The 21,897-nt window shown below is 69.2% G+C and carries 26 protein-coding genes; 9 read left to right on the top strand and 17 right to left on the bottom strand.

The genetic code is table 11. The annotated features are described in order from the left end of the window. Nucleotides 1–51: 51 nt before the first annotated feature. Both VM938_07400 and VM938_07395 read right to left on the bottom strand, forming a co-directional pair. Entirely contained in the window at nt 52–735 is a 684-nt protein-coding gene (locus VM938_07400) for an NUDIX hydrolase N-terminal domain-containing protein (protein HVF74858.1), read from the bottom strand. Between the two features lie 215 nt (nt 736–950). Then, entirely contained in the window at nt 951–1,841 is an 891-nt protein-coding gene (locus VM938_07395) for a hypothetical protein (protein HVF74857.1), read from the bottom strand. A gap of 62 nt (nt 1,842–1,903) precedes the next feature. Between VM938_07395 and VM938_07390 the strand changes: the two genes are divergently transcribed. Beyond that, the gene (locus VM938_07390) at nt 1,904–2,818 is read left to right on the top strand and encodes a toll/interleukin-1 receptor domain-containing protein (GenBank protein ID HVF74856.1); all 915 of its coding nucleotides are present in this window, start codon (nt 1,904–1,906) and stop codon (nt 2,816–2,818) included. A gap of 214 nt (nt 2,819–3,032) precedes the next feature. On the opposite strand, the gene VM938_07385 is transcribed toward VM938_07390, so the two are convergent. The 4 genes from VM938_07385 to VM938_07370 form a co-directional block, all read right to left on the bottom strand. Further along, the gene (locus tag VM938_07385) at nt 3,033–5,285 is read right to left on the bottom strand and encodes a [protein-PII] uridylyltransferase (protein HVF74855.1); all 2,253 of its coding nucleotides are present in this window, start codon (nt 5,283–5,285) and stop codon (nt 3,033–3,035) included. Then, a complete protein-coding gene (locus VM938_07380; protein HVF74854.1) occupies nt 5,266–5,604 on the bottom strand; it encodes a P-II family nitrogen regulator in 339 nt (112 codons plus the stop codon). The genes VM938_07385 and VM938_07380 overlap by 20 nt, the downstream gene beginning before the upstream one ends. After that, nucleotides 5,601–6,875, bottom strand: coding sequence for an ammonium transporter (locus VM938_07375; protein HVF74853.1), 1,275 nt, complete (start codon nt 6,873–6,875; stop codon nt 5,601–5,603). The genes VM938_07380 and VM938_07375 overlap by 4 nt, the downstream gene beginning before the upstream one ends. Before the next feature lie 92 nt (nt 6,876–6,967). Beyond that, nucleotides 6,968–8,311, bottom strand: coding sequence for an FAD-dependent oxidoreductase (locus tag VM938_07370; protein HVF74852.1), 1,344 nt, complete (start codon nt 8,309–8,311; stop codon nt 6,968–6,970). A 20-nt stretch (nt 8,312–8,331) separates the two neighbouring features. Between VM938_07370 and VM938_07365 the strand changes: the two genes are divergently transcribed. Further along, complete coding sequence (locus VM938_07365) at nt 8,332–8,517, top strand: hypothetical protein (GenBank protein ID HVF74851.1); 186 nt, start codon at nt 8,332–8,334, stop codon at nt 8,515–8,517. A 26-nt stretch (nt 8,518–8,543) separates the two neighbouring features. Here the strand turns inward: VM938_07365 and VM938_07360 are convergent, their stop codons facing one another. The 4 genes from VM938_07360 to VM938_07345 form a co-directional block, all read right to left on the bottom strand. Beyond that, entirely contained in the window at nt 8,544–8,870 is a 327-nt protein-coding gene (locus tag VM938_07360) for a HepT-like ribonuclease domain-containing protein (GenBank protein ID HVF74850.1), read from the bottom strand. Next, nucleotides 8,867–9,103 carry a nucleotidyltransferase domain-containing protein gene (locus VM938_07355; protein ID HVF74849.1) on the bottom strand — a complete coding sequence of 79 codons (237 nt, stop codon included), beginning with the start codon at nt 9,101–9,103 and terminating at the stop codon, nt 8,867–8,869. The genes VM938_07360 and VM938_07355 overlap by 4 nt, the downstream gene beginning before the upstream one ends. A 135-nt stretch (nt 9,104–9,238) precedes the next feature. Then, a complete protein-coding gene (locus VM938_07350) occupies nt 9,239–9,544 on the bottom strand; it encodes a hypothetical protein (GenBank protein HVF74848.1) in 306 nt (101 codons plus the stop codon). After that, the gene (locus VM938_07345) at nt 9,541–9,960 is read right to left on the bottom strand and encodes a hypothetical protein (GenBank protein HVF74847.1); all 420 of its coding nucleotides are present in this window, start codon (nt 9,958–9,960) and stop codon (nt 9,541–9,543) included. Before VM938_07345 ends, VM938_07350 begins: the two co-directional genes overlap by 4 nt. Nucleotides 9,961–9,998: 38 nt before the next feature. On the opposite strand from VM938_07345, the gene VM938_07340 reads away from it, so the two are divergent. Then, on the top strand, nt 9,999–10,265 hold the full coding sequence (locus VM938_07340) for a hypothetical protein (GenBank protein ID HVF74846.1): 267 nt from the start codon (nt 9,999–10,001) through the stop codon (nt 10,263–10,265). Nucleotides 10,266–10,525: 260 nt separating this feature from the next. On the opposite strand, the gene VM938_07335 is transcribed toward VM938_07340, so the two are convergent. Then, nucleotides 10,526–10,759, bottom strand: a complete 234-nt coding sequence (locus tag VM938_07335; protein HVF74845.1) for a hypothetical protein — start codon at nt 10,757–10,759, stop codon at nt 10,526–10,528. A 178-nt stretch (nt 10,760–10,937) separates the two neighbouring features. Between VM938_07335 and VM938_07330 the strand changes: the two genes are divergently transcribed. Beyond that, the gene (locus VM938_07330; GenBank protein HVF74844.1) at nt 10,938–11,381 is read left to right on the top strand and encodes a TIGR03618 family F420-dependent PPOX class oxidoreductase; all 444 of its coding nucleotides are present in this window, start codon (nt 10,938–10,940) and stop codon (nt 11,379–11,381) included. On the opposite strand, the gene VM938_07325 is transcribed toward VM938_07330, so the two are convergent. Genes VM938_07325 through VM938_07310 form a run of 4 tightly spaced genes read right to left on the bottom strand, consistent with a single transcriptional unit; the run spans nt 11,378 to nt 13,456 of the window. Then, nucleotides 11,378–12,022 carry an LmeA family phospholipid-binding protein gene (locus VM938_07325; protein ID HVF74843.1) on the bottom strand — a complete coding sequence of 215 codons (645 nt, stop codon included), beginning with the start codon at nt 12,020–12,022 and terminating at the stop codon, nt 11,378–11,380. The two genes, VM938_07330 and VM938_07325, sit on opposite strands and share 4 nt — an antisense overlap. Nucleotides 12,023–12,025: 3 nt before the next feature. Next, nucleotides 12,026–12,265 carry an NIL domain-containing protein gene (locus tag VM938_07320; GenBank protein HVF74842.1) on the bottom strand — a complete coding sequence of 80 codons (240 nt, stop codon included), beginning with the start codon at nt 12,263–12,265 and terminating at the stop codon, nt 12,026–12,028. Continuing rightward, on the bottom strand, nt 12,262–13,062 hold the full coding sequence (gene larE / locus VM938_07315) for an ATP-dependent sacrificial sulfur transferase LarE (GenBank protein HVF74841.1): 801 nt from the start codon (nt 13,060–13,062) through the stop codon (nt 12,262–12,264). The genes VM938_07320 and larE overlap by 4 nt, the downstream gene beginning before the upstream one ends. Then, a complete protein-coding gene (locus tag VM938_07310) occupies nt 13,055–13,456 on the bottom strand; it encodes a hypothetical protein (GenBank protein HVF74840.1) in 402 nt (133 codons plus the stop codon). Before VM938_07310 ends, larE begins: the two co-directional genes overlap by 8 nt. Before the next feature lie 69 nt (nt 13,457–13,525). Between VM938_07310 and VM938_07305 the strand changes: the two genes are divergently transcribed. From VM938_07305 to VM938_07290, 4 genes are all read left to right on the top strand, one after another. Then, the gene (locus tag VM938_07305; protein ID HVF74839.1) at nt 13,526–14,725 is read left to right on the top strand and encodes a branched-chain amino acid ABC transporter substrate-binding protein; all 1,200 of its coding nucleotides are present in this window, start codon (nt 13,526–13,528) and stop codon (nt 14,723–14,725) included. Nucleotides 14,726–14,794: 69 nt separating this feature from the next. Continuing rightward, nucleotides 14,795–15,754 carry a branched-chain amino acid ABC transporter permease gene (locus VM938_07300; GenBank protein ID HVF74838.1) on the top strand — a complete coding sequence of 320 codons (960 nt, stop codon included), beginning with the start codon at nt 14,795–14,797 and terminating at the stop codon, nt 15,752–15,754. Beyond that, nucleotides 15,751–17,718 (top strand): ATP-binding cassette domain-containing protein, encoded by a 1,968-nt coding sequence (locus VM938_07295; GenBank protein ID HVF74837.1) that lies wholly within the window; start codon nt 15,751–15,753, stop codon nt 17,716–17,718. The genes VM938_07300 and VM938_07295 overlap by 4 nt, the downstream gene beginning before the upstream one ends. Further along, on the top strand, nt 17,708–18,421 hold the full coding sequence (locus VM938_07290; GenBank protein ID HVF74836.1) for an ABC transporter ATP-binding protein: 714 nt from the start codon (nt 17,708–17,710) through the stop codon (nt 18,419–18,421). The genes VM938_07295 and VM938_07290 overlap by 11 nt, the downstream gene beginning before the upstream one ends. Here VM938_07290 and VM938_07285 read toward each other — a convergent pair. Further along, the gene (locus VM938_07285; GenBank protein HVF74835.1) at nt 18,411–19,097 is read right to left on the bottom strand and encodes a chlorite dismutase family protein; all 687 of its coding nucleotides are present in this window, start codon (nt 19,095–19,097) and stop codon (nt 18,411–18,413) included. The two genes, VM938_07290 and VM938_07285, sit on opposite strands and share 11 nt — an antisense overlap. A gap of 35 nt (nt 19,098–19,132) precedes the next feature. Here VM938_07285 and VM938_07280 point away from each other — a divergent pair, with 35 nt between their 5' ends. After that, nucleotides 19,133–20,668 (top strand): SpoIID/LytB domain-containing protein, encoded by a 1,536-nt coding sequence (locus VM938_07280; protein ID HVF74834.1) that lies wholly within the window; start codon nt 19,133–19,135, stop codon nt 20,666–20,668. On the opposite strand, the gene VM938_07275 is transcribed toward VM938_07280, so the two are convergent. Beyond that, nucleotides 20,642–21,897, bottom strand: a 1,256-nt coding sequence (locus tag VM938_07275; protein HVF74833.1) for a M48 family metallopeptidase, incomplete at its 5' end; no start/stop codon positions are given. The two genes, VM938_07280 and VM938_07275, sit on opposite strands and share 27 nt — an antisense overlap.

Below are 21,897 nucleotides of genomic sequence, written 5' to 3'. Positions count from 1 at the left end.
TCGCGCCATAAAACGGCGCGTTCCCTACGCAACTTCGAGGGGGGGGTGGGGTCAGGCGTCGTCGCGCCACATGGGGGCGCGAGGTGGGTCGAAGGTGACCTCGACCGGCTCGCCGCGGATGGCGGCAAACGCAGGCGCACCCCACCGCTCGAAGCCGGCGAGCGGCGACGGGAGGTTGTCCTCGGCGAACCAGCCCACGGCGCGGCATTCCAGCGGGTGCGCCTTGAGCTCGCCGCCGAGAGTGCGGCAGTGGAAGACCAACGAGTACAAGGGGATTCGGGTGAAGCCCAACCGCAGCCCGTCGAGCACCGCCACCAGCCGCAGCGGCTCGACCTCGATGCCGGTCTCCTCGTGCACTTCCTTGACCGCCACCTCGGAGGCGGAGTAGCCGACGTCGGCCCAGCCGGTCGGGTACAGCCACACGCCGGAGTCGGCCCGCTGCACCAACAGCAGCTCGCCCCGCTCGTTGCCCACCACCGCGCCCACCGCGACCTTGGGCGTGACATAGCCGGCAACGCCGCTACCCACGGCCCGTAGCCACTCCTCGACCAGCACCTCGGCTTCGAGCTCGTGGCCCGCGGCGACGCGCATGTCGGCCGCCACCTTCAGCACCTCTTCGAAGCGCTCCCGCTCGTACAGGCTCTCGGTGAACCCCAGGCCGGTGCGGGCCACGGCCGACAGCGTCTCGCTCCACCGCAACAGGTCGGCCGCCGAGACCGGGTTCCCCTCGTCCACGCCGGGCGAGGCTACTCCCGAGTACATAGGGTGCCCTTTGAGAGCCGGCTAAGGCAACGGGACCGGACGGAAGAGGCTGTTTTGCCGGGTCACGAGTTCCCGTCATCTCGGAGGAGTTGTCGCGTGCCGAGGACCGAGTGGAGGTTCTCGAGCAGCAACTCATAGGGATGACACCCTCTGGTGAGCGACCGCTGACAGCCAGGGGCTAACCCAGCTCACCGAATCGAGCGGAACCGGCGGCCATGCATGGCAATGACCTCGATCCGGTGCGAACGGAGCAGGGCGAGAAGGTCAGCGTTCGGCGGGTCCGGGAGAAGGACGGCAAGGGCAGCACCCTGCGCAACATGCCGTCGATAGTCGAGCAACTGGCCGATCGCCATACGGACGTTCGCCCTCGAAGTTGTTGCTTTGGCCTCGATCAGGCGATGTTGCCGCCGGTCGTAGGCATCCGCGACGATCCGTTCCCCGGTCGGCAACTTTGCTGCCCGTTCGACGAGTGGGTAGCCGAGATTCCGCTCGTATGCCTTCAGGAGCCGGGCCTCCCGATACCGCTGGGTCTTTGTCGCCTGGGTGGTCTGATACTCCGCCTCTTCCACCTTGGTGCCCAAAGGCCGCTCCGTCACGACGACCGCTCCCAGACTCGTACTCGGTCGCCGGCGGGCGCGGCTGCGGGCCGCCGGGGAAGGGAGGCGAGCAGCGATCGCACTCCATTGCACTGGCGTCAGAGGGATCGGGTTTCGAGCGCGGGGCATCCGCACGACCAAGGCGTCAGCGAAACGCGGATCGACGAGAAGGTCCCGCCTGTAGATCGGCTGATCGAAGAGATACAGATCAGTCGACAATCGGAGTTCGTAGACCGGGTCGGGAGGGGGTCGGAGCCAGTAGCGGTCGGCGGTCCGAGTCGTTGGCGCCGAAGGTTTGGAGATGGTGCCGGTGGCGTACACACCGGCAGCGGGACCGCCGATCCACAGGGCAAACCGATCGCCGATTGCGACACGAGGCGCCGGTCGACTCAGCGTCCATGCATCGACCGGTTCGTTCGTCTCCTCCCACCAACCGATGACGTCGTAAACGGCCAGGTTGGCGCTGATCAGCCAGTCCGCCACGAGAGGAAGGTTGCCACGGATACGCCCTTCGTGACGCAGAACCCAGCCCTATCGTCTGGGGAGTGCCCTACGACGCGTACCTGGCTCACGCTAGCGAGAACGGAACTGACGCCAAGCGGCTCGCGGAGGCGCTCCGTGCGCGAGGACTGACCGTCTGGTTCAACCGGTTCATCGTCGGCCCGAGCATCCGGGAGCAGATGGAAGCGGGCCTCTTGGAGTCGGACTTCGGGATCGTGATGCTGTCCCCAGAGTTTTTCAGCAAGAAGTGGACGCGCAACGAGCTTGACGCGCTGATGGGCCTCGAATCACCCGGGGAGGTCCGCATCCTTCCCGTGTGGTGGAACACGACTGAGACGAACATACGCACGGAGTCGCCCATGCTCGCCATGCGCTCGGCGGCCGTCCTCGGCGAAGCTGGTGTCGAGGGAGTCGCCGATGCACTGGTGGAGTCGATCCTTGCTCTCTCTTCGGACACCTCGCCCGGCAAGCGGCTGCGCCTCCAGATCGCTACGGGATTCCGCTGGACCGATGGGCCGGTGTGGATGCCTGCCTCCCTGGCCGAGTATGACCGGCGGTTCGGCGAGGACTTCGCCATAACGGACCTGGCACACATCGGTTACGAGGGCGTGGCCCCGGCTGAACTGGAAGCAAGAGACCGCGGCCAGCCGGTGCCTCTCATCGAACTGTTCCGGGCGCACACGTTCTGGGACGGCAGGCTCGTCACGGTGATCGCCCGCCAAGTGGCGGGTTCCGTTCAGGTGTTCGAAGGACTCGTCCGCGACGAGGATCTCCCGGTCGACCCGACACGGCCGCCGGGAGGCTGCATGGCCGCGTACGTCTTCCAGTTGGAGACCGTCGACTTCACGCGGGGCGAACTTGCTACGTCCACTGCATCGGGCCGTACTCGGCGGCGCATCCCGGCATGGGACCCAACTCGCCCGATGACCGCTCCCTCTGCTGGGTCACGGGGTTTGTGATGGCCTTTGGGTACATGCCCAACAGCCGGGGGGAGACCGTGGCCGCGGTTTACCTCGTGGCCAGCTCAATCATTTTTTCTCCGATGTTGGGATCGGACGCAGTGGCGAAAGACTGACGCCCTACGCGCCGCACACCTCGGTCGAAAACGGCAGGGCCGTTTCGTGAACACGCAGTCCGCGCTCTCTTCGGCACCTTATGTACTCGGGGCGGGGGTCAGTGGCGGGTGAGGGCGTCGAGGATGGCGCGCTCGACCTCGGCCAAGTGCTCCTGGTCCTCGACCTTCCGGCCCTCGCGGTCGACCACGTAGAAAGCGTCGACCACCTCGTGTCCCAAGGTCGACACCTTGGCCCGACGTACGTCGAGGTCGGCGTCGGCCAGTGCCCGGGTGATGCGGTACAGCACGCCGACGTCGTCGGGCGCCCGTACCTCCACCACCGTCGCCGCGGACGTGGCGTCGTTGTCGATCAGCACTCGCGGCTCGGCGGGCCGGGCGGCCGACGCACGGCGGCGGGCGTACACCCGCGCCCGCTCGGTCAGTCGGGCGTCGAGTGCCAGCCGCCCGCCCAGCGCCCGCTCCACGTCGGCCGTCACCCGCGGCCACTCGGGCTGCGAGCCGAAGGCGGGCTCGACCTCGAACACCTCGACCGCCATGCCGTCGTCGCTCGACGCCACAGCGGCGGAGCGCACATCGAGCCCGTGCAACGACAACGTGCCCGCCACGCGGGCGAATAAGCCCGGTCGGTCGGGCGCCACCACCGTCAGCCGGTCGCCGTCCTGCTGCACGACCACCTCCCGCTGCGCCATCAGGGCCACATGCTCCGGCGTCGGCAATGTCGAGGCCTGGGCCGCGGGCGCATCGCCTTCCAGTCGACGAGCCACCCGCGCTGCCAACTCGCTCACCAGCCCCGCCTTCCACGCCCCCCACGCCGACGGGCCGGTAGCCAGGCTGTCGGCCTCGGTGAGCGCGGCCAACAGTTCGAGCGTGTCGCGGTCACCGACCGCCTCGGCCACCGTCTCGATGGTGGCGGGGTCGTCGATGTCGCGGCGGGTGGCGGCGTCGGGCAGCAGCAGGTGGTGGCGCACCATGGCGACGAGCACATCGACATCAGGCTTGGGCAAGCCCATGCGTGCGCCGACCGCGGCCACGAGATCCATGCCCACCTCGGTGTGGTCGCCAGGGAACCCCTTGCCGATGTCGTGCAGCAGCGCGCCGAGCAACAACAGGTCGGGTCGGGCCACCCGGCGCAACAGTGCCGCGGCGTTGGCCGCCGTCTCCAACAGGTGCCGGTCGACGGTGAAGCGGTGATAGGCGTTGCGTTGCGGCTTGCTGCGCACTGCCGCCCACTCGGGGAGCAGCCGCACCAACAGCCCCTTCTGGTCGAGCGTCTCCAACACAGGGATGGCAGCGGGTCCCGCACCCAGCAACGCCACCAGCGCGCCGCGCACGTCGTCGCTCCACGGGTCGCCAGGGTCGGGGACCTCGACCGCCAGCCGGTCGAGCGCCTCCCGGGAGAACGGCGCCCCCGTGCGCGCCACCTGCGCCCCTGCCCGCAATGCCAGGCCGGGGTCGGACGCCGGGCGGGCCTCGGTGTCGAGCGCCACCTCCCCGCCCCGCAACACGACGCCGGGGGCCAACACGCCGTTCTTCCACTTGGCCTTGGTGCGCAGCCGCGACCACACGTCGTCGCCCGCCCAGGCAACGGCCCGTCCTGCGGCGGCGACATCGGCCATCAACAGGTCGGCATCGGCGTAGCCCAAGTCGGCAGCCACGGCGTCCTGCTCTTGCAGCAGCAGACGGTCGAGCGCCCGGTCCGCTCGCAGGTGCAAGGCCACGCGCACCCGCAGCAGTACGTCGTGCGCCGCGCTCACGTCGGCCGTCGACGGGAGCACCCGCAACAAGTGGGCATCGCGCAAGCCGCCGCGTCCTTCCTTCAACTCCGGTTCGAGCAGGAAGGCCACCTCCTCGAACTCGGCGTGCCGCGCCCGCACGGATTCGTCGAGCCGGGGCATCCAGTGCTTCCACTGCTTTTGCCACTGCTCGGTGGCCCGGGTCGCCAACTCCCCGGCCAATCCCACGTCGCCCGCCACCCAGCGCGCCTCCAGCAACCCCAGGGCCGCCTTGAGGTCGGCCGTCGCCACGGCCAACGCCTGCTTCACCGTCCGCACGCTGTGGTCGAGGGCGAGGCCCGCGTCCCAGATGGGGTACCAGATCCGTTCGGCCACCTCGCCGATGTCCTTGCGGCCGTCGTGTACGAGCACCACGTCGAGGTCGCTGCACGGCGCCAGTTCGCCACGTCCGTACCCCCCGACGGCGACCAGGGCCACGCCCCGCTCGTCGCCCAGCAACGACCCCAGCCACGAGTCGGCCAGCGAGGCGTAGGCGCGACAGAAGGCGGGGCCGGAAAGCCCCGCCTCCTGCAGCAATGCCGAGCGTTGCGCCCGGAACTCAGAGGGCGTCGTTGTCACGCTCTCCCGTCCGGATGCGGGTGACGCCTTCGACCGGCGTGACCCACACCTTGCCGTCACCGATCTTGTCGGTGCGGGCCGCAGTGACGATGGCGTCGACCACCCTGTCGACGTCGGCGTCGGGAGCCAGCACCTCGACCCGCACCTTCGGCACGAAGTCGACCGTGTACTCGGCACCCCGGTACACCTCGGTGTGGCCTCGCTGGCGGCCGAAGCCCTGGGCTTCGCTGACGGTCATGCCCTGCACGCCGAGGGCCTTCAACGCAGCCTTCACGTCGTCGACCTTGAACGGCTTGACGATTGCGGTAACCAGCTTCACGAGCCGACCCTCCCCATGGCGATGTCACCCAAGTTGTAGGCGCCTTCGGCGTGCTGGGACTGGTCGAGCCCAACATCTTCGGCGTCGTCGTCGACCCGCAGGCCGATCACCAGGTCGATTGCCTTGGCGATGATCAAGGTGACGATCCCGGAGAACACGATGGTGGCACCCACGGCGACAAGCTGGTCGACCAGCAGGTCGGTGCTCCCGCCGAAGAAGACGCTGTCGAAGCCGCCCGAGTTGACCTTGGTGTCGGCGAACAGCCCCAGCATGATCGACCCGACGATGCCGCCCACCAGGTGGACGCCCACCACGTCGAGCGAGTCGTCGTAGCCCAGCTTGAACTTCAACTGGATGGCCAGGTAGCAGATCACGCCGGCAGCACCACCGATGGCCAACGGCGCCAGCCCGCCGACGAAGCCCGCACAGGGGGTGATGGCCACCAGGCCCGCCACCGCACCGGATGCTGCCCCGAGGGTGGTGGCATGGCCGTCCTTCACCTTCTCCACCACCAGCCAGGCCAGCATGCCCATGGCTGCAGCCAAGTGGGTGTTGAGCAGGGCCTGGCCCGCCAGGTTGTTGGCACCCAAGGCCGAGCCGGCGTTGAAGCCGAACCAGCCGAACCACAGGATGCCGGTGCCGAGCAGGGTCCAGGGCAGGTTGTGCGGGGGCATGCCTTCACGAGGCCAGCCCTTGCGCTTGCCCAGCACGATGCACAGCACCAAGGCGGCGATGCCGGCATTGATGTGCACGACCGTGCCGCCCGCGAAGTCGAGCGCACCCCGCTGGAACAGCCAGCCCGTCGGGCTGAACACCCAGTGGGCAACCGGTGCGTAGACCAGCACCAGCCACAGTCCCAGGAACGCCACCCACGCCGCGAACTTCATGCGGTCGGCGGTGGCGCCCGTGATCAGTGCGGGCGTGATGATGGCGAACATCATCTGGTACGCCACGAACACGATCGGCGGGATCGTCAAGGCCAGGTTGTCGACGTAGCCGGGAAGCTGGACATCGATGTCGCCGATGCCCTTCAACCCCACGAAGTCGAAGTTGCCGATGAACGAGCCACCGTCGCCGAAGGCCAGGCTGAACACCACCAAGGCCCACAGGACGCTGACGAGGCCCATGCTGAAGAAGTTCTGCATGAGCATGCCGAGGACGTTCTTGGCGCGCACCATCCCGCCGTAGAAGAACGCCAAGCCCGGCGTCATGAACAACACCAGCGATGCCGAGATCAGCACCCAGGCGGTGTTGCCGGTATCCGGTTCCATACCCCTCCCTCTCCGAGAGACCACAGCGGTCGAGGGTCAGCATGGCGACAGGGTGTTTCCCTCCCGTTCTCGCAATGTTTCGTCTAGATGAACTAGCGAGCGAGGGCTTCGGCGGCCTTTCGGGCAGCGACGAGCACGGGGTCCCACACGGGGGCGAAGGGAGGGGCGTACGACAGGTCGAGCGCCGTCATCTGCTCGACGGTCATGCCGACGGTGATGGCGGTGGCCAACACGTCGACCCGTTTGGCGGCGCCTTCGAAGCCGACCAACTGCGCCCCCAGCACGCGGCCCGACCGCTTCTCGGCCAGCAGCTTCACCGTGATCTTCCCGGCGCCGGGGAAGTAGCCGGCCCGCGTCGTCGATGTGATGGTGACCGCTTCGTAGCCGAAGCCTGCGGCTGTGGCCTCGCGCTCGCTCAGGCCGGTGCGGGCGATCTCGGTGCCGCACAGCTTGGTGGCAGCCGTGCCGACCACCCCGGGGAATGTGGCGTAGCCGCCCCCGATGTTGATGCCCGCCACCCGGGCCTGCTTGTTGGCATGCGTGCCCAGCGCGATGTTCACGTGTCGCCGCGAGACGAGGTGGAACGACTCGCAACAGTCGCCCGCCGCCCACACCCCTTCGGCCGACGTGTGTTGCCGGGGGTCCACGACGACCGCCCCTTTGGCACCGGTGGCGATGCCGGCGTCCGCCGCCAGCCGGGTGTTGGGCACCACGCCAAGGCCGAGGACCACGAGGTCGGCACGCAGCGTGCCGTGTTCGGTGACCACGGCTTTGTCCTCGAACCTTTGGACCGCCTCGCCACAGCGCACGGTGATGCCTTGGCCCCGAATGGCCTCGCTCACCAGCGCACCCATGTCGGGGTCGAGGGTGGTCATGACCTCGGGCGCCTGCTCCACGATGGTCACGGCGGCGCCCCGCTTCACGAACGCCTCGGCCATCTCCAGCCCGATGTAGCCACCGCCGACGACCACCACGTCGCGGCACTCGCCGCTCTCCGCCAAGGCGAGCAGGTGGGTGGCGTCCTCCAGCGTCTGCACGCCGCGGACGTGCGGGAGGTCGGCGCCAGGCAGGTCGGGCCGCAGGGGCTTGGCGCCGAGGCCGAGGTGCAGCGTGTCGAAGCTTGTGGCGTAGGTGCGGCCGTGTTCGTGGTCGCGCACCTCGACAGTGCGCTTGTCGAGGTCGAGGGCCATGACCTCGTGGCGGGTGCGCACGTCGATGAGGTTCCTGTCGCGGAACTTCTGCGGCGTGCGCACGACCAGCTCGTCGAGGGTGCCGACATCGCCGCCGACCAGGTAGGGGATGCCGCACGCCGAGTAGCTCGTCCACCGCCCCTTTTCCAAGGCGATGATCTCCATGTCGGGGCGCAGGCGCCGGGCCTGGGTGGCCGCGGCCATCCCCCCTGCGTCGCCCCCGATCACGATCAGACGTTCGGCCATCGGCCCGTACCATAGGGGCCATGGGCGTGCGCAACGACTGTCGCCACTACATCGAGCGCACGGCATCGGCCTTGGAGCGCATCCAGCGGTGCCGCCTCGACGTGGCCGACCTCGACCCGTTCGCGTGCCCCGAGGGGTGCTTGTTCTTCGAAGCGCGCAAGGTGGCCGACCAAGGCTGGACCATCGACCCCAACCGCCGCGACTGACGGGACCGCTTCCGCCGAGTCCTGCGTCAGGCGTCTGGGGCGAGATGCCGAACGAGGCGAGGTACCTCGATTGTGGCGATCGTCCACACCTGGTTGGGGTCGACTCGGTGGTAATGGTGTGCCAGGACCGTGCGCAAGCCGACCACGTCCGGCCAAGGCACCTCGCCATATCGGGCGCGCCCCTCGTCGCTCAGTGCGCGCGCGGCCTCGCCGATGATCTCCAGCAATCGTTCGACAGCGAGCCGCCGGGTGCGGTCTCGGTCCCACTCCTCGCGACCTGAGGCCACCAAGGCGCCGACTTCGGCGGCCGCTTCGAGGATGTCGGCGACGCGCTCGTCGTCGCTCCTGCTCATAGCTCGATGGCCTCGGCGAGGATGCGAACGTCTCGATCCTTCAAGCCGCCGGTGGAGACCACGTCGACGGGGAGGCCGAGCAGCTCCTCCAGCTCCCGAGTGAGGCGGATGACGTCGAACAGCGAGCTCTCGGCGTCGAAGTCGACCAACAGATCTACGTCACTACCGGGACGGTCGTCGCCTCGAGCGACCGACCCGAAGAGGCGGACGCGTCGCCCGTGGTGGCGCGCCACAGCCGCTCGAATCGCCTCACGCTTCGCCTCGACCACAGGGCGAAGAGGCGGCGTCGCACGGTCTGGATCGGCGATTGCCACACGTGAAGGCTACCGGGAGCCCGGTGCACGTTCGCGTTGTTCCCGCGAGCCGCCTCATGCCCCCCCGAGCAGCTCCGCCAGGCGGCTGAAGAACTTCGACCGGGGCAGTACCTCTGTCACGCCCGCGGCCCGCGCCGCGTCGAGCAATGCGGTGTCGACGTGGCTGCCGAACCCGATCACCCGCCTGCCTGCCAGTGACGGGAGGACGTCGAGCACGCCCGCACGCGACAGGTCGACGACCACGATGTCGGCGTCGACCTCGACCAGGTCGGCGGGGGTGCGGGCGAACGTGACTTTGCCTGCCGCCGCCACCTTGGAGCGGTCCATGAGGTCGGGCACGTACGCCGCGACCGTCGTCATGCCGAGCCGTGCCGTTGCTTGTGGGCGAACGCCTTGGCCGCGCCCCAGGCGATGCCGAGTTCGGCCAGCGCCGGGTCGATGTCGGCGAAGGTGGCGGGCGTCAGGTCGTAGTCGTCGTCGGGGAACCGCTCGACGGAGTACGGGTCGCGGTCGACCGGCTCGACGCCCGCGTTGCGCAGCACCTCGGTGGGGTAGGCGATGGCGCCCCGCAGGATGGTGAGCGGCGTCGAGTGCTGCTCATCGATGTCCTGGGCCAACAACTCCCGCACTGCCCCGCCGACTTCGGCGGCCGCCCGTCGCCCCACCTCCTCCGCTTCGGCCCGGGCCTCGGGGGCCAAACGGGTCACGCAGCGCACCACCCAGTCGGGAAGCGCTGTTTCGATGGCGTCGGCCAAGGCGCGGGCGTGCTCGTCCATATGCGCCATGCTGCCCGGTCGAGATGCGTATCCGCGCCGTGTCCGTGTTCGAGGGCGTCGTTTACCACTGTTGGTGCGCCGACCCGTCGTCGCCGTGCCGGCCCGTGCTGGAGGTCGACGCCCGAACACAGCCGGGCGACCTCGACGCCGGCCCGCTACTGCTGACGGTGGCCGACTACATGGCGATGGCCGGTCCCGACGTCGCCGCCCGATGCCTGCCCACGCTGGCCGAGGCGGGACGCATCGTGGTGCACCAAGGCGTCTCCCACCTCGCCTTCCCGACGTGGACCTCAGTGACCGAGTAGGGACCGCAAGTGTTGTCACTCGGGGACAGTCGGCGACCGGGGTTCGTCGTCGTCAGGCCGAGAAGGCGGCCCGTCATCTCGCGGTCCTGGTTCGTAGGTCAACACGGCAAACGCGATGCCGGCCACACCGGCGAGTGCAAACACCGCACTCGACCAAAACGGGGGACCATCACCGACGTTCACCACCATTCCGATTCCTCCGAAGGCGGCGGCGATCGAACCGCCGAGGAGGTTACGGAAGAACACGGATCGCTCCTGGGTCAGTCCTGGCACAACCAATCCGGCTCGGGCGGGGGCGGAGAGTTCGGGTCGAGAAACCCGGCCCGCCGGGCAGCGACGGTTACGTACGTGCCGTTTGCGACCGCCAGAGCGAGGAAGCCCAACCCCGCCAGGAGGCTGGGCATGCGTCGGCTGCTCAAAAGGACGCACTGGACGAGGGCCACCATGGCGAACACGGCGCAGACGATCGAGGCCAGTGCGAACCTCCAATTCACCGCCAGTCGAAGATCCGTGTCGTACACGAACGAAACTTTGACGGCGCGTCCGTACTGAACAAGGAGCCTCCGGACGGACCGTGCCTCCCCGGCGTCAGTTCGGTGTTCCACGCCGGCACTGTAGGGAAAACAACAGACTTCCCGTCGGGAACGCCGGGTGACCGAGTAGAACCCGGCCATGGCCGATCTCCAAGCGTTCGCCGACCTGGTTCCCCTCGACCATGGGCTCGTCGTGGTGTCGACGAGCCGTGCCGACAGCACCATCCAGTCCTCCGTCGTGAACGCCGGCGTCCTCGACCATCCGGTGACCGGTCGTCAGGTCGTGGGCTTCGTGGCCGCGGGTTCGTCGCAGCGGCTCGTCAACCTCCGGGCCCGGCCCCGCACCACGGTAGTGATCCGTGCCGGTTGGCAGTGGGCCGCTGTCGAGGGACCGGTCGAGCTCGCCGGTCCCGACGACCCCCTCGAGGGCGTCGACGCCGAGCGCCTCCGCCTCCTGCTCCGCGAGATCTTCACCGCCGCGGGCGGCACCCACGAGGACTGGGACGAGTACGACCGCGCCATGGCCGACGAACGCCGGGTGGCCGTGCTGGTCGAGCCCGACCGCGTGTACGGCCGGAGCTAACGCTGGGCGGCGGCCAACAACGCAGGCGGGATCTCCGTCATCGTGCACGAGAGGCGGATCATGTCGTTGTCGACGTTCAACGCCGTGGCGTCGCACGATCCCAACGCTGTACGCGGCACCTGCACGGTGACGCTCGGCCCGCGGGGCACGCCGATGCGCAGGGCGCCTCCCGCGGCAAGCGTCACGTCGGCCGTCCGCACCTGGCCCGCCACCTCGACCTCTACGCGGCCGTCGCTGATCGTCACCGGCAGACCCCGCAGCGCCTTCGAGATGGCGGCCGCGGCAATGCGAATGGTGAGGGTGCCGGTGTCGATGTCGGTCACCTCAGGGCGCCGGTCGGCGAGCAGCTTGCCCTTGTCGAGCTTCACCCCGCGCAGGTCGAGGTCGACCGAGGTGAACTCCAGCTGGGAGGCAGTCACGTCGGTGACGTGGATGGAGATGTCGCCCGCCGACCCCCTGGCCAGCAGCTTGAGAACGAAGGGGAACGAGTCGACGTCGGCCGTCGCCTCGGCTTGGCCGCCTGCGGACGCCTCGGCCCGCTCGGCCAGCTTCTGCTCCGCCATGCGCTTGGCGGCCACGTCGAGCACCCCGTAGGCGCCCACGATCAGCAACAGGAAGAACAGCAGGAGCTTCTTGAGCAAGGCTCAGCTTTCGACCACGTCGCCCAGGCGGTCGACCCCGACGCCCAGGTCGTGCAGCCATTCGATGGCCCGCTCCACGGCGGCCTCGTCGCCACCGAGCTCGCACACGATCCACCCCACGTGCTCCTCGACGTTGGCCCGACGGATGTTGGGCATGACGTCGAACTCGCGCACGAGGCGGGCGACGATCGGCTGCTTGATGAGGTGCTCGGGGAACGTGATCTTCACCCGGACGTTCGTCACGATGTCTCCCTGCCCGCCAGGGCTCGGTTGAGGTTGCCCGACCGGAAGCCTTCGAGGTCGAGCGTCACGTAGGTGTAGCCGGCCGCCCGCACTGCAGCAACGACGTCGTCGCGCCGGGCCACTGCTGCGGCCAGGTCGTCGCCGTCGAGTTCGATGCGAGCCAGGTCACCGTAGTGGCGAACGCGCAGCTGCCGGAAGCCGAGCGCCCGCAAGGCCGACTCCGCCCGAGCCACCGACGACAGGACCCCGAGGGTGACCGGCGTGCCGTACGGGACACGGGATGCCAGGCACGCCGCTGCGGGCTTGTCCCAGGTACGAAGGCCCAGGGCAGCGGAGGTCGCCCGCACGTCGGCCTTGGTGAAACCGGCGTCGACCAAGGGGAAGCGAGCCCCGCGCTCGGCCGCCGCCTGCTGCCCCGGCCGGTGATCGCCCAGGTCGTCGACGTTCACGCCGAGCACCACGGTGGCGCCCTCGGCGAACGGCGCCAGCGCGTCCATGAGGGTCGACTTGCAGTGGTAACAGCGCTGCCCGTCGTTGGCCGAGTACGCAGGGTCGGCGAGCTCGTCGGTGTCGACGGCCGTCCACCGCAGCCCCCACTCACGAGCCAGCGCCTCGCAGTCGGCTCGTTCTTCGGGAGCCAACGACGGCGACACCGCGGTGACGGCGTGAGCGCCGGCGGGGCCGAGCACGTCGTTGGCCACCCATGCCAGGAAGGCGGAGTCGGCGCCGCCGCTGAACGCAACGACCACCGGGCCGACGTCGCGCAGCGACGAGCGCAGGGCGTCGAGGTCAGGCATCGACGACCTCGATGCGGGTGCGCTTGTTGCCCTTGCCCTTCGACTCGGTGTCCACGGCCGCGCCGAAGCCCTCGGGCAGGGGGTCGAACTCGAAGTCGATGCGAGCGGCCAAGGGTTCCATGTTGCCTCCCGTGACGGCCTTGCCCCATTCGTGCCAGATGACGCCGCACACGGGCAGCGCCGTGTGGGCGCGCACGAGGGCATGGCGGCGCACAAAGTCGAGCTCGCCGGTGACCGCCTCGTTGACCGCCAGCACCCCGGTGTCGTTTGGCTGGCCGCTGCCGGTGGCATAGAAAGCGGTGCGGTCCAAGGCGACGGCATCGTCCCGCGTCTCGACCACCGTGGCGGAAAACGAGGAGAGGTAGGCATCGCGCAGATACAAAAGCTGCGTCACGACCCCAGATTCTGCCCGGATCGTGCATACACTTCCGACGACAATCGGCTAACCACAGGAGGCGCCCGCATGTCGCGAGCATCAAGCAAGCTCCGCAGGAGCATTGCCCTCTTCGCCGTTGCTGCCCTCGCCTTGGCGGCGTGCGGCAACGACGACGACGACAACGACGCTGGTAGCGGCAGCGGCGATCAACCGACCAAGACCGTCAAGATCGCCTTCGTGGGCCCGCTCACCGGCGACGCCGCGAACCTCGGCATCAACATCCGCGACGGCATCAAGGTCGCCGTCGACGAGGCCAAGAAGGCGGGTGGCAACGTCCGCGTCGAGATGGTGGAGTTCGACACCCAGGGCGACGCCGCACAGGCGACGACCATCAAGGACCGCTACATCAACGACACCTCGATCATCGGCATCGTCGGGCCCACCTTCTCGGGTGAGACCCGCGCCGTGCTGCCCGACCTGGCCGCCAACGGCTTGGTGATGATCAGCGCCTCGGCCACCAACGTGGCCCTGCCCACGCTCGACACGAGCCAGAAGGTCTTCCACCGCGTCATCCCCGACGACGATGTCCAGGGAAAGGGCGTGGCCGATTACATCGTCAAGAAGCTGAACGCCAAGACCGTGGCCTACGTCCATGACAACACCGACTACGGCAAGGCACTGGCCGAGGGCACGCAGAAGCTGGTCGAGCCCGCGGGCGCCCGTACGGCGCTGGTCGAGGCCATCGACCCCAAGGCCCAGGACTACTCGGCTGCGGTCAACAAGGTCCGCGGTGCTGCTCCTGACGTCATCTTCTACGGCGGCTACTACGCCGAGGCGGGCCGGCTCAAGAAGCAGCTCACCGACGCCGGCGTGAAGGGCACCTTCGTCAGCGGCGACGGTGCGCTCGACCCGGGCTTCATCGCCTCGGGTGGTTCAGGTGCGGAGGGTGCGCAGATCACCTGCCCGTGCAACCTGGCCACCGCCGACTCGCCGGGCAAGGCCGGGGAGTTCGCCCGCAACTACAAGACGCTCAACGGCAAGGACCCCGGCACCTACTCGACCGAGGGCTACGACGCGGCCAACATCTTCATCCAGGGGATCAAGGCCGGGAACGACGACCGTCCGAAGCTGCTCGACTACGTCGAGAAGCTCGACTCCTACGACGGCATATCCAAGCGGATCTCGTTCGAGGCCAACGGCAACGTGAAGGCGACGGGCGTGTTCTTCTTCGAGGTCAAGGGCGGGAAGCTCACACTGCTCGGAAGCACCGACGAGCTGCTGAAGTAGCCACGCCCAACATGCTGCTTACCGGAGGGAGGGCGTCGACGGCGCCCTCCCTCCCTTCGTAAGGGGGCCATCATCGAAGCTTGCTTCAGTTGCCTGGGCGATGACTTCTGGTCTCAGACGGTCGACGGGCTCACGCTGGGGTCCGTCTACGCCCTCATCGCCCTGGGGTACACCCTCGTGTACGGGGTGCTGCGGCTCATCAATTTCGCCCACTCCGAAGTGTTCATGATCGGCATCTTCGGCTCGCTGTTCTCGCTCCACGCCATGGGCATCGACGCCGGCGCTCCCGCCAAGGGCGGCCTGGCCTTGGCGGGCACCCTGCTGCTGATGATGGCGGCGGGCATGGTGGCCTCCGGCATCACCGCGGTGGTCATGGAGCGCATCGCCTACCGGCCGCTGCGACGGCGCAACGCGCCGCGGTTGGCGGCCCTCATCACCGCCATCGGCTTGTCGCTGTTCCTGCAGGAACTGTTCGCCCTGCGCTACGGGCGCAACCTGCTGCCCTTCCCGCGGGTGCTGGAACGCACCCAGTTGTCGAGCCTGGGCGGGGCCGACATCCGCAACGACAAAGTTTTGGTGTTCCTCGCCGCCCTCGTCCTCATGATCGGCCTCGAACGGTTCGTGGCCAAGTCGCGGTTGGGGCGCGGCATCCGGGCCACCGCCCAGGACTCCGAGACGGCTGCGTTGATGGGCGTGAACATCGACCGGGTGATCATGCTCACCTTCCTGCTCGGCGGGTTGCTGGCCGGCGCGGCAGGCGGCCTTTACGGCATCTTCTTCGAGAACGCCCGCTACAACATCGGCTTCCTGCCCGGCATCAAAGCCTTCACCGCCGCCGTGCTGGGTGGCATCGGCAACATCCGCGGGGCGTTGGTCGGCGGGTTGTCGCTCGGGTTGCTGGAGAACTGGGGTGCCGCCGTACTCGGCGGCGAATGGAAGGACGTGTTCGCCTTCGCCGTGCTGGTGCTGGTGTTGCTGTTCCGGCCCACGGGAATCCTCGGCGAATCTCTCGGAAAGGCACGGGCATGACGGTGCGTCGTCCTCGTCTGGCCGTCGTCGAACCGCTGGCCAACCTGTGGTCGAAGCAGCCGTGGTGGGTGAAGACGCTCATCTGCCTGGCCGCGCTCACCGCAGCCGCCTTCATCCCCACCGAACTGACCCGCTACTGGCAGAGCGTGCTGTTCTCGCCGGTGGGCATCTACGTGCTGCTGGCGCTGGGCCTCAACATCGTCGTGGGGCAAGCGGGCCTGCTCGACCTCGGGTACGTGGCGTTCTACGCCGTCGGCGCCTACACCACGGCCAAGCTCACCACCTCGTCGGGGTGGAGCTCGTGGGAGGCACTGCCGGTCGCCATCCTGGCCGCCATGGCCGCGGGTGTCGTGCTGGGCGCGCCGACGTTGCGACTGCGCGGCGACTACCTGGCCATCGTGACCCTCGGCTTCGGCGAGATCGTGCGCATCGTCGCCCAGAACAGCGACTCCCTGGGCGGCCCCCGCGGCATCACCGGCATCCCCCACCCGGGCGAGCTGTTCGGGGTGGAGTTCCAGTTGGAGCCGCTGCCCTACTACTTCATCGTCCTGACCTCGGTGGTGCTGGCCATCGTGATGATCGTGCGCCTCACCAAGTCGCGAGTCGGTCGGGCATGGGCCGCCATCCGGGAGGACGAGGACGCCGCCGAGGCCATGGGCGTCCACTCGTTCAACATGAAGCTGTGGGCCTTCGCCGTCGGCGCGTCGACGGGCGGGCTGGGCGGATGGATCTACGCCAGCCGGGTGGGCTACATCAACCCCGACAACTTCCCGCTGTTCCTCTCCATCACCATCCTGGCCGCCGTCGTGCTGGGCGGCATGGGGTCGGTGCCCGGCGTGGTGGCGGGCGCCTTCGCCGTCGCTTTCTTGCCTGAGTACCTGCGCAACGCGGCGGCGGGCGAGAGCATCGCCGACGTCCTCCATACCGTCATCGGCGGGGCCGAAGCGAACATCACCGAGTACCGGGTGCTGATCTTCGGAGCGGCCTTGGTGGTGATGATGGTCTTCCGACCCCAGGGCTTGTTGCCCAGCCGGCAACGGGCGGCGGAGCTGGCCGAGGCCGGGGCCACGTCGTCGCTCAATGCCGGGCCCGACGATGGGGTCGACGAGCAGCTGCCCCCGGCCGCGGACCCGTCGTCGCCCGAGCCCACCACCGACGAGCTGCCCGACGCGGTCGTGCCCGAGTCGGAGTCGGTCGAGGTGCTCGTGCTCGACCAGTTGCGCATGGAGTTCGGCGGCGTGGTCGCCCTCAGCGACGTGTCGCTCACCGTCCGCAAGGGCGAGATCTTCGGCATCATCGGCCCCAACGGCGCAGGCAAGACCACCCTGTTCAACTGCGTCACCGGCGTGTTCAAGCCGACCCGCGGCAGCATCACGCTCGACGGGCGGAAGATCGTCGGCAAGCGGCCCCATCGCATCGCCGAGGCGGGCATCGCCCGCACGTTCCAGAACATCCGCCTGTTCCCCAACATGTCGGCGCTGGAGAACGTGATGGTGGGTGCCGACGCCCGCCACAAGACGAGCGTCCCCGGCGCGCTGGTGGGGCTCCCCCGCCACCGCCAAGAGGAACGCAGCGGACGGGAGGAAGCTCGCCGCCTGCTCGAGTTCGTCGGCATCGCCGCCCGCGAGGGCGACGCTGCCCGCAACCTGCCCTACGGCGACCAGCGACGGCTGGAGATCGCCCGGGCACTGGCCACCGGGCCGCAGGTGCTTCTGCTCGACGAGCCCGCCGCGGGCATGAACCCGTCGGAGAAGCAGGCGCTGATCCGCCTCATCCGGCGCATCCGCGAACAGGGCATGACGATCGTGCTCATCGAGCACGACATGGGATTGGTCATGAACGTGTGCGACCGATTGGTCGTCCTCGACTTCGGCGAGAAGATCGCCGAAGGGCCGCCCGCGGAGATCCAAGCCAACCCTCGGGTGATCGAGGCCTACCTGGGGATGCCGGCCGATGCTTCTTGAGATCGAGGACCTGCGGGTCCACTACGGCAAGGTGGAAGCGCTCAAAGGGGTGTCGCTGAACGTGGAGGAGGGCGAGATCGTCTCGCTCATCGGCGGCAACGGCGCGGGCAAGACCACGACGCTTAAGACGATCTCCGGCGTGCGGCCGGTGACCTCGGGGCGCATCGTCTTCGACGGCAACGACATCGTGGGCGAGAAGCCCCACAAGCTGGTCGAGCTCGGGCTGTGCCAAGCGCCCGAGGGCCGGGGCATCTTCCCGGGCATGACCGTGATGGAGAACCTGGAGATGGGCGCCTACGCCCGTCGGGAGCAACGCCGGGGCGACCTCGACCGGGTCTTCGACCTCTTCCCCCGGCTGCAGGAGCGGCGCAAGCAGGCGGGCGGCACCCTGTCGGGCGGCGAGCAGCAGATGCTGGCCATCGGCCGGGCGCTCATGGCGCGGCCCCGGGTGCTGCTGCTCGACGAGCCGTCGATGGGGCTGGCGCCCATGCTCGTGGCCCAGATCTTCTCGATCATCCGGGAGATCAACGAACAGGGCACGACCGTCCTGCTGGTCGAGCAGAACGCCGCCCAGGCGCTGCGGCTCGCCCATCGGGCGTACGTACTGGAGACAGGCCGGGTGGTGAAGTCGGCCAAGGCGTCCGACCTGCTCGACGACGAGTCGGTGAAGGCCGCCTACCTCGGCGGCGACGTCAGCGCGTGACGCCCGCGGCGGCCAGCACGTCCTCCACGTCGGCCACCATGCCGGTGAAGAACGGGCCGAAATCGGCGTAGCGGGCCGAGGCCTCGTCGAAGCGCATCGTGTAGACGCACTCCTTGAGGTCGTCGGGGTGCACGGCGAACAACGTGACGCCCCACTCGTAATCGTCGATGCCCGTGGAGCCGGTGACCAGTTGCAGCACCCGGCCCCGGAAGGTGCGGCCCGACGCGCCGTGCTCGTGCATGAGCCGCTCGCGGTCCTCGTAGGGCAGGGTGAACCAGTTGGCCTCGGCCGCCCGGCGCTTCGACATGGGGTAGAAGCACACGGCCCGCATCCCTTCGGGCGGCAGCTTGGGGTGGAGGCGGGCTTCGAGCATCTGCTCGGGCATGCCCTTGGCGTACTCCGACACCTCGGTGAGCGAGACATAGGAGTCGACCACTTCGAGGCCGGCCTGCTGCAGGGCCGATTGGAAGGTGCGCAGCCGCCACACGTCGGGGCCGAGGGCGAGAAAGCCGATGTCGGCCTTGTGGCCCAACACAGCGAAGGTGACGACCTGGTGGTCGCCGTCGGACGCCTGCTTCACAGCAGTGACGACGGCCTCGGCATCGGCGGCGGCTCCGGCCTTGCAGAACAGGTGCAGGACACCCCAACCGGTCGACGGGGCAAGGGGCTCGATCACGTCGGGCCAGTCTACGAGGCACGATAGAGATCCTCGTGCGGCGGCTCCTCCTCTTCCTCCTCGCGGCTGTGGCCGCGCAGCCCGAATCCGTGCCCGTCGTGTCCATCGACGGCAAGGGCTTCGGCCACGGCGTGGGCATGGCCCAAGACGGCGCCTACTGGATGGGCAAGGGCGGCGCCACCACGCCGCAGATCCTCGGGCACTTCTATCCCGGTACCGCACTGGGCACGGCCTCCGGCGAGGTGCGGGTCGTGGTGCTGCCCCCGGTCGCCGCCAACGAGGCGCTGTTGTCGTTCCCCTCGGGGGGCGAAGTCCGGGATGCCCGTGGGGGCGCGCAGTCGCCCGGCTTCCCGGTCGCCGTCCCCGCGGGCGGTGTCGTACGGGTTCGCTTCGACGGGGCGCGCTACGTGCTGTCGGGCGACGGGCGCCCGGCGGCTTCGTCCACGTCGTCGCGAGCCTCTCGGTCGCAGCCGCTCCCCGACCCGACGTCCACGTCGTCGTCGTCCACCTCGTCGAGCACCACCACCTCGTCGTCGACCTCGACCACCAGTACGACGACCGCGCCCCGGCCCCCGTCGCCGTCGTCGTCCGGATCGGTGTCTTCGTCACGGCCGCTGTGGGCCGTGTCGAGCGGGCTGATCGGTGTGCCCGCGCGAGGCCGCCAGTACCGAGGCGTCATCGAGGCCACGGCGTCGGGCTCGCCGCTGCGGCTGGTCAACCACGTCGACGTGGAGACGTACCTGCGGGGCATGGGCGAGGTGCGTGACCCGTCGTGGCCGCCCGCCTCGCTGCGGGCCCAGGCCATCGCGGCGCGCACCTACGCACTGCGGGCCGCGGGCGAGCTGTGCGACGACCAGCGCTGCCAGGTCTACCTCGGTGCGGCCGCGGAGTACCGAGCCATGGACAAGGCGGTGGCCGACAGCCGCGGGCAGGTACTCGTCCACCAACGCCGCCTCATCGCCGCCGTGTACTCGGCCAACGGCGGGGGCGTGTCGGCGACGCGCGCGGAGGGCTTCGGCACGCCCGACGACGGCGCCCACCCCTACCTGCGGTCGGCGCCGTACGCCACGCAGGACCCCGGCCCGTGGAGCGTGCAGGTGGCGCTGCGCGACGTGGCCGCCCGGCTCGCCTATCCCGGCTCGGTGACCGACGTGCGCGTCGCCCGCACCGGCGCCTCGGGCCGGGCGCTGGAGGTGGTGCTCGACGGCACGGCGGGCCAACAGGTCGTGACCGGGATCGCCTTCGACCGAGCGCTGGGCCTGCGTTCGACGTTGTTCACGCTGCGAGTGGGCACGAGCGACGCGCCTCCGCCGCCTCCGCCGCCCGCCGAGGAAGCGCCGCTGCAGGCGTTCCCCGAACCGGGGCCCGTCGCAGCGGCCGCCCCCGTGCTCGACGTCCCGGCACCCGACGCCGTCGCCGCGCCGCCGTTGCTGGTTCCCGACACCGACCACCGGCGGCCGTTGCTTCCCGCCGCGTTGGCCCTACTGGCCGTACTGTCCGTGGGCCTGCTGTTGGCCGCCTGGGGCATCGCCCGGCGGGCGGGACTATCGGGCGGCGCCCTGCGCTTCTGAGGCCGAGGCCCACGCCTTGCCCATGGCCATCCGTTCGGCCGACGGGGGGTGCGTCTGTGTGACCCGGCGCCACCACGAGGGGGCCAGGTCGGCCAGGTTGTCGGTCGACAGCGACCGGATCATCTCGACGAACGCGTCGGCGTCGCCGGTGACCTCCAGGGCGAAGATGTCGGCTTCCCGTTCGTTGGCCCGGCTCAGCCACGACACGGCCAGGTTGGTGACGGCGCCGGTGGCCCCGAACACCAGGAGGAAGAGCGGCAGCACGGCCGGGTCGCCCGCCGTCTCCACGCCGGCGAAGTCGAGCGCGGCGTCCCACGTGAGGACGAGGTAGAGCCCGAGGAAACTGACGAAGAGGATGGCCAGCTGCATGGGCACCATGCGGCGGATGTGGTGGAGCTTCCAGTGGCCGATCTCGTGCGCGCTCACACTGCGGAGCTGTTCACGAGGGCGGGCCAGGATGGTGTCGAAGAGCACCAGGCGCCGGGTCTTGCCCATGCCGGTGACGAAGGCGTTGTCCTTGCGGGAGCGGCGGCTGGCGTCGGAGACCAGCACCTCGTTGACGTCGGCGTCGGCTTGGCGGGCGAGGGCGAGCAGTTCGGCCTTCAGGTCGGCGTCGTCAAGCGGGGTGAACTTGTTGAAGATCGGCATGATGAGGACCGGCGCCAGCACGCCGATGGCCAGCGAGAGGCCGGCCACCACCAGCCACCCGTAGACCCACCACAGGTCGGTGGCCCGGATCACCGCCCACAGCGGCGTGAAGATCAGGGCGAACAAGACCACGCCGAGGGCGATGCCCTTGAGCTGGTCTGTGACAAAGCCCTTGGCCGTCTGGGTGGAGAACTCCCACCGCTTGTCGTAGTTGAGCTCGCGCCAGGCGTCGAAGGGCAACGAGGCGACGGTGCCGGTGACGGTGATGAGCATGACCGTCACGACGAGACGGCCGACCCAGTTCGTCATGTCGAGGGCGTCGAGCAGGTTGGGCGCCACGTGGAAGCCGACCACCACCAGGTCGACGAGCAGGGCCACCAACTTGCCCGCCGTCGTGACGCGCCGCAGCGGCTTCACGTACGACTTGGCCTTGGCAATCTCGTCGGCCGAGAACCAGTCGTGCGGGTCGGTGTCGACACGCCGCCACGGGCTCAAGCCGGCTCGGTTCTGCACGGCGCCCAACCCTAGGTGCTCCCACCCCCACCCGTTCTGGTCCGTCGATCCGGCGCTGGAGCGCCGGA

This window comes from Acidimicrobiales bacterium (genome assembly GCA_035536915.1).
Lineage (GTDB): Bacteria > Actinomycetota > Acidimicrobiia > Acidimicrobiales > JAHWLA01 > JAHWLA01.
This window is presented reverse-complemented; position numbering and strand designations above follow the sequence as displayed.

What these genes read in the sequence shown, in the direction of transcription:
- larE (HVF74841.1), bottom strand. Translation starts at nt 13,062, where the DNA reads ATGCCTGACCTCGACGCCCTGCGCTCGTCGCTGCGCGACGTCGGCCCG.
- VM938_07345 (HVF74847.1), bottom strand. Translation starts at nt 9,960, where the DNA reads ATGGACGAGCACGCCCGCGCCTTGGCCGACGCCATCGAAACAGCGCTT.
- VM938_07360 (HVF74850.1), bottom strand. Translation starts at nt 8,870, where the DNA reads ATGAGCAGGAGCGACGACGAGCGCGTCGCCGACATCCTCGAAGCGGCC.
- VM938_07365 (HVF74851.1), top strand. Translation starts at nt 8,332, where the DNA reads ATGGGCGTGCGCAACGACTGTCGCCACTACATCGAGCGCACGGCATCG.
- VM938_07350 (HVF74848.1), bottom strand. Translation starts at nt 9,544, where the DNA reads ATGACGACGGTCGCGGCGTACGTGCCCGACCTCATGGACCGCTCCAAG.
- VM938_07305 (HVF74839.1), top strand. Translation starts at nt 13,526, where the DNA reads ATGTCGCGAGCATCAAGCAAGCTCCGCAGGAGCATTGCCCTCTTCGCC.
- VM938_07290 (HVF74836.1), top strand. Translation starts at nt 17,708, where the DNA reads ATGCTTCTTGAGATCGAGGACCTGCGGGTCCACTACGGCAAGGTGGAA.
- VM938_07330 (HVF74844.1), top strand. Translation starts at nt 10,938, where the DNA reads ATGGCCGATCTCCAAGCGTTCGCCGACCTGGTTCCCCTCGACCATGGG.
- VM938_07370 (HVF74852.1), bottom strand. Translation starts at nt 8,311, where the DNA reads ATGGCCGAACGTCTGATCGTGATCGGGGGCGACGCAGGGGGGATGGCC.
- VM938_07375 (HVF74853.1), bottom strand. Translation starts at nt 6,875, where the DNA reads ATGGAACCGGATACCGGCAACACCGCCTGGGTGCTGATCTCGGCATCG.
- VM938_07295 (HVF74837.1), top strand. Translation starts at nt 15,751, where the DNA reads ATGACGGTGCGTCGTCCTCGTCTGGCCGTCGTCGAACCGCTGGCCAAC.